Origin of the sequence: Micrococcus sp. KRD077 (assembly GCF_017168505.1) — a bacterium.
GTDB lineage: Bacteria > Actinomycetota > Actinomycetes > Actinomycetales > Micrococcaceae > Micrococcus > Micrococcus luteus.
Genome location: NZ_JABFAZ010000020.1, coordinates 130600 through 141816, shown reverse-complemented (window position 1 = coordinate 141816; position 11217 = coordinate 130600). Strand labels below are relative to the sequence as shown.

Annotated in this window: 9 protein-coding genes; 1 reads left to right on the top strand and 8 read right to left on the bottom strand. The window is 74.5% G+C overall.

Annotated elements, in window-relative coordinates; genetic code table 11:
* Positions 1-465, top strand: a 465-nt coding sequence (locus J1M39_RS05900) for an Rv3235 family protein (RefSeq protein WP_060973938.1), incomplete at its 5' end; no start/stop codon positions are given.
* An 87-nt stretch (positions 466-552) separates the two neighbouring features.
* Here J1M39_RS05900 and secA read toward each other — a convergent pair.
* The 8 genes from secA to J1M39_RS05860 form a co-directional block, all read right to left on the bottom strand.
* Positions 553-3288: a preprotein translocase subunit SecA gene (secA, locus tag J1M39_RS05895; protein ID WP_170080010.1), complete on the bottom strand. Its 2736-nt coding sequence runs from the start codon at positions 3286-3288 to the stop codon at positions 553-555.
* A 174-nt stretch (positions 3289-3462) separates the two neighbouring features.
* Positions 3463-4140 carry a ribosome hibernation-promoting factor, HPF/YfiA family gene (gene hpf / locus J1M39_RS05890; RefSeq protein ID WP_060973936.1) on the bottom strand — a complete coding sequence of 226 codons (678 nt, stop codon included), beginning with the start codon at positions 4138-4140 and terminating at the stop codon, positions 3463-3465.
* A gap of 149 nt (positions 4141-4289) precedes the next feature.
* Entirely contained in the window at positions 4290-5081 is a 792-nt protein-coding gene (locus tag J1M39_RS05885) for a ComF family protein (protein ID WP_122054428.1), read from the bottom strand.
* A 109-nt stretch (positions 5082-5190) separates the two neighbouring features.
* Positions 5191-6936, bottom strand: a complete 1746-nt coding sequence (locus J1M39_RS05880; protein ID WP_206496568.1) for an LpqB family beta-propeller domain-containing protein — start codon at positions 6934-6936, stop codon at positions 5191-5193.
* Complete coding sequence (gene mtrB / locus J1M39_RS05875) at positions 6933-8873, bottom strand: MtrAB system histidine kinase MtrB (protein ID WP_078025576.1); 1941 nt, start codon at positions 8871-8873, stop codon at positions 6933-6935. Before mtrB ends, J1M39_RS05880 begins: the two co-directional genes overlap by 4 nt.
* 4 nt (positions 8874-8877) lie before the next feature.
* The gene (mtrA, locus tag J1M39_RS05870) at positions 8878-9558 is read right to left on the bottom strand and encodes an MtrAB system response regulator MtrA (protein WP_061867002.1); all 681 of its coding nucleotides are present in this window, start codon (positions 9556-9558) and stop codon (positions 8878-8880) included.
* Between the two features lie 152 nt (positions 9559-9710).
* On the bottom strand, positions 9711-10826 hold the full coding sequence (locus tag J1M39_RS05865) for a hypothetical protein (protein ID WP_206496567.1): 1116 nt from the start codon (positions 10824-10826) through the stop codon (positions 9711-9713).
* Positions 10819-11208, bottom strand: coding sequence for a chorismate mutase (locus J1M39_RS05860; RefSeq protein WP_060974202.1), 390 nt, complete (start codon positions 11206-11208; stop codon positions 10819-10821). Before J1M39_RS05860 ends, J1M39_RS05865 begins: the two co-directional genes overlap by 8 nt.
* Positions 11209-11217: the final 9 nt, after the last annotated feature.

The window sequence follows — 11217 nt, the reverse complement described above, 5'->3', positions numbered from 1 at the left end:
GCCGACACCCTCCTCCACGGGCCCGCCCACAGCCCCGCGGTCCTGCCCCGCGGTGAGGAGATCGCCCGGCGGGCCCGCACCGAACAGGGGCGCGAGGAGCTGCGCCGCGTCCGCTCGCTCGCCGCCGTGATCGCCGTCGCCTGCGTCGAGGTAGAGACGGGCCGCCGTGCCCTGCGGGACCTCTCCGCCTGGCTCTCGCCCGAGGTCCTGGACAAGTTGACCCGTCGCATGGAGCTGCTGGGCGCCGTCGCGCCGACCGGGCCCGGTCGACGGCCCTCCGCGGCCGTCCCGCCCCGGACGCCCGCGTCCGCACCCCGCCCGGTGGGTGCCCGCGTGTGCGAGGTCGCGCCCGGCCGGGTGGAGGCCAGCGCGACGGTGCTGTGGGAGGGCCGGGCCCGGGCCTTCGCGCTCCGACTCGAGCGGCGGCTCAGCCGGTGGAAGGTGACGTCGGTCGAGATCGGCTGAGCCGGATCGCCCCGTCGGACTGACGATCGAGGGCCCGGAGACCTGGAGGTCTGCGGGCCCTCGTGCTGCGTCGTGGCGGGATGCCGGTCAGCCGCGGCGGCCGCGGCGCTCCGCCTGACGGCGGGAGCGGCGGTTCGTGCCCGCCGCGACCGTGGCGCCGGAGTCCGTGCCACTGCGGGTGACCGCGCTCTGCCCGTCCTCGGACGGACCGGTGAAACGCAGCTGCGCCGGCTGCTGCGGGGCGTCGATGCCCTCCACGGAGATCTGCGGTGCCATCGTCACGGCGCGGGCGTCCTTGACGCCGGGCAGAGACGTCGGCGCGGGGGCCGCACTGATCTGCGCCTGGAACAGCGTGCGCACGGCGTCCTCACGGATGGCGGCGAGCATGTTCTGGAACATCGTGTAGCCCTCGCGCTGGTACTCCACGAGGGGCTCGCGCTGGGCCATCGCGCGCAGCCCGATGCCCTCCTTGAGGTAGTCCATCTCGTAGAGATGCTCCTGCCAGCGGCGCCCGATGGTGGCGAGCACCACGCGACGCTCCGCCTCGCGCAGTGCCTCGGATCCCACCTGCGCCTCCCGGTCCTCGTACGCCAGGAGCGCATCGGAGACGAGTTCGCGCTTGAGGACCTCGGCTTTGAGCCGGCCCCGGCCGCCGACCTCGTCGAGGACGTCCTCCTGCGAGATGCCCACGGGGTAGAGCTCTGCCAGGTCCCGCCACAGCTGGTCGAGGTCCCAGTCGGTGGCGTGGCCCTCCTCGGTGGCCGCGTCCACGATGTTCCCGACGGCGTCCTCCACGAAGCGGCGCACCCGGTCCTGCAGGTCCTCCCCCTCGAGGATGGAACGGCGGTCCGTGTAGATGGCCTCGCGCTGGCGGTTCATCACGTCGTCGTACTTGAGCACGTTCTTGCGCTGCTCGGCGTTGCGCCCCTCGACCTGCGCCTGCGCGTTCTGGATCGCCTTCGAGACGAAGCCGAACTCGAGCGCCATGTCGTCCGGGATCGACGGGCTGTTCATGATCCGCTGGGCCACGCCCGGGTTGAAGTTGCGCATGAGCTCGTCCGTGAGGGAGAGGTAGAACCGGGACTCGCCCGGGTCGCCCTGACGGCCGGAACGACCGCGCAGCTGGTTGTCGATGCGGCGCGAGTCGTGCCGCTCGGTGCCCACCACGTACAGGCCACCGGCCTCGATGACCGCACGGTGCGCGTCCTCCACGGCGGCCTCGGCCTGCGCCAGCACCTCGGGCCAGCGGGCCTCGTACGCCTCCGGGTCCTCGGCGGCGTCGAGGCCCAGTTCCTGCATGCGGGCCACCGCCGTGAACTCGGCGTTGCCGCCGAGCATGATGTCGGTGCCGCGGCCGGCCATGTTGGTGGCCACGGTGACGGCGCCCGGGCGGCCCGCCTGCGCCACGATGGCGGCCTCGCGGGCGTGGTTCTTCGCGTTCAGGACCTCGTGGCGGATGCCGCGCTTGGCCAGCAGCGTGGAGAGGTACTCGGACTTCTCCACGGAGGTGGTGCCCACCAGGACCGGCTGGCCCTTCGCGTGCCGCTCGGCGATGTCGTCGACGACGGCGTCGAACTTGACCTTCTCGTTCTTGTACACCACGTCGTTGCGGTCCACACGCTGTGGCTCCCGGTTCGGCGGGATCACGACGACGCCGAGGCCGTAGGTCGACGTGAACTCGGCGGCCTCCGTCTCGGCGGTGCCCGTCATGCCGGCGAGCTTCTCGTAGCCGCGGAAGTAGTTCTGCAGGGTCACCGTGGCCAGCGTCTGGTTCTCGGGCTTGACCTCCACGCCCTCCTTGGCCTCGATGGCCTGGTGGAGCCCCTCGTTGTAGCGGCGTCCCTTGAGCACGCGGCCCGTGTGCTCGTCGACGATCTGCACCTCGCCGTCGAGGACCACGTAGTCCTTGTCCCGCTTGAACAGCTCCTTGGCCTTGACCGCGTTGTTCAGGAACTGGATGAGCGTGGTGTTCTGCGTCTCGTACAGGTTCGTGATGCCGAGGTGGTCCTCGACCTTCTCGATGCCGGGGCCGAGGATGCCGACGGTGCGCTTCTTGTGGTCCACCTCGTAGTCCGTGTTCGCCTCGAGGCGGCGCACCAGCCGGGCGAACTCGCCGTACCACCGGTTGGCCTCGCCCTGGGCGGGGCCGGAGATGATCAGCGGGGTGCGGGCCTCGTCGATGAGGATCGAGTCCACCTCGTCGACGATCGCGTAGTGGTGCTCACGCTGCACGAGCTCGTCGAGGGACCAGGCCATGTTGTCCCGGAGGAAGTCGAAGCCGAACTCGTTGTTCGTGCCGTAGGTGATGTCCGCGGCGTACTGCTCGCGGCGTACGGCCGGGGTCTGGCCCGCCACGATGACGCCCGTCTGCATGCCGAGGAAGCGGAACACGCGGCCCATGAGGTCGGCCTGGTAGGAGGCGAGGAAGTCGTTGACCGTCACCACGTGCACGCCCCTGCCGGACAGTGCGTTGAGGTAGGCCGGAGCGGTGGCCACGAGGGTCTTGCCCTCGCCGGTCTTCATCTCCGCGATGTTGCCCTGGTGCAGCGCGATGCCGCCGAGCAGCTGGACGTCGTAGTGCCGCTGGCCGAGCGTGCGTCCCGCGGCCTCGCGGACCGCGGCGAACGCCTCCGGCAGGAGCAGGTCCAACGACTCGCCGTCCGCATGCCGGGCCCGGAGCGTGTCCGTCTCGGCACGCAGCTCCGCGTCGCTGAGCGCCCGGAAGTCATCCTCGAGGAGGTTCACGGCGTCCACCGTGGCCTGCATGCGCTTGAGGACGCGGTTGTCCGAGATCTTCAGGACGCGGTCGATGATCGAAGGCACTGGTTCTCTGCTCCCTTGCGGTGTGGCCGGGGCGGGACGGGATGCCCCTCGCGCTCGGCCGTGGCGCGGTCTCCGGGACAGTGTACGGGCCGAGTCCGGACGGGCCGCGGCGCCCGTCCCGGAGGGGACGGGCGCCGCGGCGTCAGCAGGTCGTGGTCGACGTCGGCGGGGCGGTCAGTCCTCGCGCGCCTGGTAGGCCCGCTCCCCCTCGGAGGCGGAGACGTGATCCTGCGGGAGGGACTCGTCCAGGCGGATCACGCCGTAGCTCCAGCCCCGGCGGCGGTAGACCACGGAGGGCACGCCGGTCTCGGCGTTCTGGAAGAGGAAGAAGTCATGGCCCACCAGCTCCATCGCGTCCACGGCCTCGTCCACGCTCATGGGGGTCGCGGGGAACGCCTTCTGGCGGATGCGCACCGGGGTGCCCACCTCGGGGGCGTCCTGCTCGGCGGCCTCCTCCGCGGCCAGCGCGGCACCCGACGGCGGCAGCGGCGGCACGAATCCGACCTCGCCCGCGCCGCGGGAGGCGCCGAGCTTGCCGTGACGGCGGTCCTTGCGGCGGTCGCGCATGCGCCGCAGGCGCTCGGCCAGTCGGGTGGCGGCCTGGTCGAAGGCGACCAGCTTGTCGTCCGCGTCGGCCTCGGCCCGCACGACGTCCCGCGGGCCACGGACCGTCAGTTCCACGCGGACCGTCTCGTCCGAGTGCTTGTGGTGGGAGGACTTCGTCACGCGGACCTCGAGCGTGTCGGCGCCCTCGGCGAGCGGCTGGAGGCGCTCGGTGCGCTCGACGACGTGGTCGCGGAAGCTCTCCGGGAGCCTGAGGTTGCGGGCGATGTAGCTGACATCCATGGTCATGGCGTCCTCCTGGTCCGACTCTCACGGGTCCGGCCTCGGGAGGGGAGGTGCGCCTCGGTGTCGCGTCCGCAGGGCGGCGGCGGGTCCGAGGGTGCGACCTCCTTCCAGCCGTCGGCAGGACGGGAACCGTAGGGGCGATTCCGTGCCGTTCACCCTACCCGGGGGCCTGGCCGGGGGCCAGGCTCGGCGGGGTCCCGCGGCGGGGCCACGGCCGCGAGCACGACGGCCCCGACGGGGTGCCCGCCGGCGCGGCGCACCGCCTCCGCGAGCGCGGCGAGGGTGGCGCCGGTGGTGAGGACGTCGTCCACGAGCAGGACGGGCGCGCCGGCCGGCAGCCGCCCGGCGGCGACGCGCCAGTCCCGGGCCCGCCGGCGGCGCTGGCCCGCCCCGGCGCCCGCGTGGGACGGGCCGCCGCCCCGGAGCGTGCTCGCGCGGGGCAGCAGGCGCGCACGGACGGCGTCGGAGACCAGCCACGGCGCCGGCAGCGCCCGGGTGAGCTCGGCGAGCGGGTCGTAGCCGCGCCGTCGGAATCCGACCGCGCCGCCCGGGACCGGGACGAGCAGGGCGTGCCGCGCCCCGGGCAGGTCCGGCTCGAGACGCGCCGCGGCGACGGCCCGGCAGAGGGCCTCGCCCAGCACGCCGCGCAGGTGCAGCGCGTGATGGTCCTTGAACGCGAGCACGGCGGCCGCCAGCGGGTCTGCGTAGCGCCCGGCCGCCATCACCGGCAGCGGAGCGCCGCCGGGGCCCAAGGGTAAGGCCGGGGCGTCCTGCTCCGCCCGGAAGGGCCGGGACAGGACGGCGGTCAGTCCCTCCGCGCAGGCCGGGCAGAGCCGGTGGCCCGGCGCCGCGCACACCGCGCACTCGGCGGGCAGGACCAGGTCGGCCAGGGCCCGACCGAGGGCGCCGAACGCCGGGGACGGGGAGGACGGCGGGGAGCGCATGGGACGAGTCCACCGCACGACACCGCCGTCCAGGCGCCGGGGCGGGCCGCTGTGCGGGACAGGACGGCTGTGCAGGAGTGGACGACGGGGCGGTGAGCGCCGGCCCGGCTCAGTCCGGGAACGAGAGGTCGCGTACCCCGCGGTCGAGCTCCTGCGCCCGCCACGAGGAGCCCACCAGCAGGAACACGAACTCCTCCGTCTCCGCGTAATAGGCGCCGTCGTCGCCGGCGGAGATCCCCCGCAGGCCGCCCAGTGGGTTGAGCTCCCGGACGGTGCCATCGACCGAGACGATCCGCGGCACCACGCGCTCGTCGGGCTTCGCGGCGTACGCCGAGACGAGCAGGTTCGTGTCGCCGGCCCACTCCACCGAGTCCTCCGACCCGGAGGAGGGCAGCAGGATCGGCTCGGTCAGGGCGTTCGGCACCCCGTCCGAACCGCGCACGACGCCGGACACGCGCAGGGTGGTCCGCTGGCCGTCGTCGACGAGCATCGCGGCCCGGGCCCCGCTCCGGGCCAACCGCAGGTCGACGATCCGCTCGCCGGGGCGCAGCCAGGTGGCCGTCACGATGCGCTCCTGCCCGCCGGGCTGGGCCGAGACGGCGCGGATCCGCGAGGTCGTGCCCCGGTCGGCCGCCCACACCCAGCCCAGGAGGTCCAGCGACGGGACGGTAAGCCCGGTGCCGCGCAGCACCTCCCGCAGGGAGCCGTCCGTGCCGGCGACGTGGACCGCCGTCCGGTCACCGGTGACGAACGCGAATCGGCTGCGGTCGCCGGACATCGTCGGGCGGACCGGATCGAGCGCGGTGACGTCCGGAGCGCCGCCCACCGGCGTGACGCTGCTCCCCTGCACGTACACGAGTCCGCCCGTCGCCGCGTCGATGCCCACCTGGACCGATCTGACGGCGGGGTCGGTCTGGACCGGGGCGGGGCCGTCGTCTCCCGACGTGGACAGCTGGGCACCGGCGACGGTCACCTCGACCTCCTTGACCGACTGGAGGCCCCTCAGGGTCAGCTCCAGCTGCTCCCGCATGCGGTGCCGCCGCTCGGCGTCGGCCCCCTCGGCGGCCGCCTGGGTGAGGTCGACGTGGGCCACGCCGTCGTCGTCGACGGGCACCGTGGGCGCGGCCAGGTCGGTGCCGGTGCGCAGCGGGAAGGCCGTCTCCACCGCCCCGGCCAGATACGGTGCCGGCCCGCGCAGCAGCGCTCGCGTCACCGCGGTCACGGTGGTGCCCCGATTGACGAACCACCGCACGTCCGGCACGATATAGCGCTTCGCGGTGTCGTAGAAGGCGAGCTCGTGCGGCGCGAACAGCTGTCCGAACTGCGCCTGGGAGAGCAGCGTGCCGTTCTCCGTGGACGTGATCCGCATGCCCTGGGGCCGTTCCTGCACCGTGACCGCCCAGGCCCGTGTGGTCCCCGGCGGCGCGACGGTCCGCAGGCCGTACTCGTCGATCTCCGAGTCGACCTCGACCAGGACCTGATAGTCCCCGTCGCCGTCGCCCCGGGTGATGCGCGGCTCCGCCGAGTACACGAGGGTGCGCTGCCCGGGCGTCCACTGGGTGGCCGCGGGGCCGTCGAGGAACTCGCGCGCCACCGCGTAGTCGTCCTGCGGGCTCGTGCCCGCGAGCAGGAAGCCCCGGATGGCCTCCTCCGCCGTGTCCGACTCGGCGGGTCCCGGCGGATGGAACTGCGGCGCGTCGGCGGCCGCGCCGGCCCCGTCGACCGGGTCGGCACTGCGCACTTCGGAGCTCTGGGGGATCTGGGTGCAGCCGCTGAGGGCGAGCACCAGGGCGACGATCACCGCGACGACGGCGACACGCGGCGGACGGGGCGGCTGCGGATCCACGGTGGTCATCGGGCCTCCTCTGCCGCATCCTCGCCGGTCCGGTCCCCGGCGGCCGGCCCGTCGGCGGGATCCCCCGGAGGGACCCTGCGCACCGGCCGGGTCGGTGCGGTCAGGGCCTGCTCGTCCTGGCGCGCGCACGGCGGGGCGTCCGCGGCCGTGGCGGCGACGTCCGCGACCCTGCCGACGGCGTCGGCGTCGGCGTCCGCCTCCTGCGGGACGGGTCGGGACAGGTCATCGGCGTACCGGCGGTCCGCCGTGCTGTAGCGGGGCGGGATGGGCAGCACGGAGCGGCCGATCGGTTCCGGGGCCTCCGCGCCCTGCGCGGCCGGGCGCGGCGCCCGCGGCAGGGTCACCATGAACGTGGACCCCTCCCCCAGCTCGCCCCACGCCTCGAGCCGGCCGCCGTGCAGCCGGGTGTCCTCGGTGGCGATCGCCAGACCCAGTCCGGACCCGCCGGTGGTGCGCTTGCGTGAGGGGTCGGCCCGCCAGAACCGGTCGAACACGCGCTGCACCTGCTCGGGGCTCATGCCGATGCCGTGGTCCACGACGGCGAACGTGACGGCCTCCTCGTCGGCCGCCACGAGCACGTCCACCGGCCGGCCCTCGGCGTGCTCGATCGCGTTGTTCACCAGGTTGCGCAGGATCCGTTCGATCCGCCGCGGGTCGACCCAGGCGACGTGGCCGTCGGCGCGGTCCCGGTCCATGGGCACCACGTACACGGGCACGCCGCTCTGATCGGCCAACGGCTGAGAGGTGAGCACGACGTCGCGGGCCAGCTCGAGCATGTCCGTGGCCTCGAGGGCTGGGGTGGCGGCGCCGGCGTCGAACCGGGTGATCTCCAGCAGGTCCGCGAGCATGGCCTGGAAGCGATCGACCTGGTGGTAGAGCAGCTCGGTCGAGCGTCGGTTGACCGGGTCGAAGTCCTCGCGCGAGCCGTACAGCACGTCGGCCGCCATCCGCACGGTCGTCAGCGGCGTGCGCAGCTCATGGGAGACGTCCGAGACGAACCGCTGCTGCATCTGGGACAGCTGGGCGAGCTGGCCGATCTGGTCCTGGATGCTGTCCGCCATCCGGTTGAAGGACATGCCCAGGCGGGCCATCTCGTCCTCACCGTCGACCGGCATCCGCACGGCCAGGTTGCCGCTCGAGAGGGACTCGGCCGCCCGGGCCGCCTGCTGCACGGGCAGGGTCACACGCCGCGAGACCCACCACGAGACCAGCACGTTGATCACCAGGAATCCGACGCCGAACACCAGCAGCACCCCGAGCACCGAGTCCAGCGAGCTCTGGACGTCCGCGAGGTCGTAGACGAGGTAGAGCCCGTAGGTGGCACCCGGGGGCAGCACCACCTGGGCGCCGAACACGAGGCCGGGCCGGGTGCCGCCGCCGGGGTCCGGCAGCGCCACGCTCGCGTCGTACACGCCCGGCCCGGAGGCGACCGCGTCCTGCAGCTCCTGGGGGATCACCGCGGGATCGAGACCGGCGGAGGAGATCGTCCCCACGTACGCGGACTCGGAGCCCGGCAGCGGGGCGAGGTGGTAGCGGCGGCGGATCGTCGTGCCCGAGTCCCCCTCGAGGGCACGCAGGGTCTGGGTCACCAGCACGTCCGTGCTCTGCGCGTCCGTGGCGGTGGTCTGCGCGAACGTCTCGCGCACCTGACTCAGGCCACGGCGGGCCTCGGCCTGGACCTGCTCGTAGCGGGCCTCGAAGAGGGCCTGGGTGATCTGCTGCGTCAGGAACGCGGCGACCACGAGGCCCGCGAGGATCGAGAGCAGGGCCGCGAGCACCGCCGTGCGCAGCCGCAGGGACCGACGCCACCGGCGGCGCAGCGCACGCCACGCGGGGCCGGGGACCCACGACCGTGGGCGGCCGGCGGCGGGCTCGACCGGCTCGGCGCCGGGCTCGGCCGCCGGGGCCGCGCTCAGACCCGGGCCGGACACCGTCATGCCCTCAGCCCTGGCCGGCCTTGTACCCGACGCCGCGGACGGTCAGCACGACGCACGGGTTCTCGGGATCCGGCTCGACCTTCGAGCGCAGGCGCTGGACGTGGACGTTCACGAGCCGGGTGTCGGCCTGGTGCCGGTACCCCCAGACCTCCTCCAGCAGCATCTCGCGGGTGAAGACGTGGCGCGGCCGCCGGGCGAGGGCCACGAGGAGGTCGAACTCCAGCGGGGTGAGGGCGATGCCGACGCCGCCGCGGGTGACCTCGTGGCCCGCCACGTCGATCTCGAGGTCCCCGATGTGCAGGACCTCCGCCGGCTTGGCCTCCCCCTCACGCAGGCGGGCCCGGACGCGGGCCACGAGCTCGGCCGGCTTGAACGGCTTGGGCACGTAGTCGTCCGCACCCGACTCGAGGCCGCGCACGACGTCCGCCGTGTCCGACTTGGCCGTGAGCATCACGATCGGCACGTCCGACTCGTCTCGGATGAGCCTGCAGACCTCGATGCCGTCGATGCCGGGGAGCATGAGGTCCAGCAGCACGAGATCGGGACGCTCGCGGTGGAACGCGGGCAGTGCGGAGGTGCCGTCCGCGGCGAACGCCGGCTCGAAGCCGTCGTTGCGCAGGACGATGCCGATCATCTCGGCCAGCGCCTCGTCGTCGTCCACCACCAGGATCTTGGCCTTGCCCATCCTGACCTCCTCGTCAGCGCTCCCCCCGGCGCCGCAGGCGGGACCGGCCCCGGGCACAGGAAATTTTCAGGATCAGCCCGATGATACCCGCCGGGCGGGCCCGTCCACGGCCGACGACGCCGGAGGTCGTCCCGGTCCGTCGGGGCGCCGGCTCAGCCGCGCAGCTCGGCGAGCCGTGCGGTCAGCTCCTCCGCGTCCCGCCGCAGAGTGTGGAGCACGACCGGGTCGTGCAGCCCCGCCGCCGTGAGGCCGACGTCGCCCACGCGTCCGGGGTCCACCCCCAGCCGTTCCCACGTGCGGACGACCTCGACCGGGCGCACGCCCGGTTCGGGGGCCAGGGTCAGCCCGCGCCCGATGTCGGCCCAGCCGGCCGCCGCCTCCCACGCCTCGCGGGTGCCGGGCGTGCCGTCCGCGCCGTCGTCGAGGGCGCCCACGCCCACCACGAGGGAGACCGGGGCCGGGGCGGGCGCGTCCGCGGCTGCGTCGGGCCTGGGCAGGGACTCTCCCGTCAGCGTTGACAGCGCGGCGGGCCCGGGCAGCTCGGCCCCCGGGGAGGCGGCGCGGCGGCCCGGTGCGAGCCACACCCGGGCGACGTCGGGCAGGGCGGTGAGCCCGTCGAGGGCGGCGCGCCACAGCCCGCGGGCCTCCTCGCGCGGCAGCGACCGGACGGTGCGGTACCCGCTCGCGGTGGGCAGGGTCCCGGCGAGGACGGCCGCCGCCCACGGCTCGTCGACGACGACGCCGAGGCGTCCCGCGCCGGTGGCCCTCCGGAGGCGGGGCAGGGCGTCCTGCAGTCCCTCGAGATAGGACTCGGCGACGTCGCGGCGCGCGCCGTGGTCGCCGAGCACGCGCTCTCCCCCGGGCAGCCAGAGGCAGGCGAGCAGGCTGAGCGGGCCGCGCACCCGCACGGCCAGACGTTCGACGACGGCGCCCTCGGCCCCCGCGGTGTCCGCCCAGCGGTGCGCGTCCTCGTGCCAGAGGGAGACGGCGCGGCGTCGGTCGCGGCCGGAGCCGGCGGCCCCGGGCGGGCTGACCCGCCAGCCGTGCGGCTGCAGGTCGACGGCCAGCTCCTGCAGGAGGGCGGCCGAGCGGCCGGTGGCGTCGGCGCCGGGTCCGCGATCGGGCAGCTCGGGGAGCACCGGCCAGTGGTCCGCGCCGAGCTCGCCGAGCGTGACGCGCTGCGCCTCGGCGACGTCGGTGCCGCGCCACGGCGTGCCGCCGAGGGCGACGGGGCCGGTGGCGCCGTCGTCGTGGGCGGCCTCAGTCATCCGCGTCCCCGGGGCTCTCCCCCGGCTCCGCCTCGGCGTCCGGCCGGCCCTCGGCCGCCAGCGCGCGGTGGTGGCGGATGACCTCGGCGATGATGAAGTTCAGGAACTTCTCGGCGAACGCGGGCTCGAGGTCCGCCTCGAGCGCGAGTCGGTGCAGCCGCGCGATCTGGGCGGCCTCACGTCCGGGGTCCGAGGGCGGCAGGTCGTGCCGGGCCTTGAGCGCGCCGACCCGCTGCGTGAACTTGAACCGCTCGGCCAGCAGGTAGACGAGCGAGGCGTCGATGTTGTCGATGCTGCCGCGGATCGCGAAGAGCTCGTCGAGGACCGCCGGGTCCGCGGTGCCGGGCAGCGAGCTGGCGTGGGGGTCGTAGTCCGGGCTCATGGCCGAAGC

What these genes read in the sequence shown, in the direction of transcription:
- mtrB (WP_078025576.1), bottom strand. Translation starts at nt 8,873, where the DNA reads ATGACGGTGTCCGGCCCGGGTCTGAGCGCGGCCCCGGCGGCCGAGCCC.
- J1M39_RS05865 (WP_206496567.1), bottom strand. Translation starts at nt 10,826, where the DNA reads ATGACTGAGGCCGCCCACGACGACGGCGCCACCGGCCCCGTCGCCCTC.
- J1M39_RS05885 (WP_122054428.1), bottom strand. Translation starts at nt 5,081, where the DNA reads ATGCGCTCCCCGCCGTCCTCCCCGTCCCCGGCGTTCGGCGCCCTCGGT.
- mtrA (WP_061867002.1), bottom strand. Translation starts at nt 9,558, where the DNA reads ATGGGCAAGGCCAAGATCCTGGTGGTGGACGACGACGAGGCGCTGGCC.
- J1M39_RS05860 (WP_060974202.1), bottom strand. Translation starts at nt 11,208, where the DNA reads ATGAGCCCGGACTACGACCCCCACGCCAGCTCGCTGCCCGGCACCGCG.
- hpf (WP_060973936.1), bottom strand. Translation starts at nt 4,140, where the DNA reads ATGACCATGGATGTCAGCTACATCGCCCGCAACCTCAGGCTCCCGGAG.
- J1M39_RS05880 (WP_206496568.1), bottom strand. Translation starts at nt 6,936, where the DNA reads ATGACCACCGTGGATCCGCAGCCGCCCCGTCCGCCGCGTGTCGCCGTC.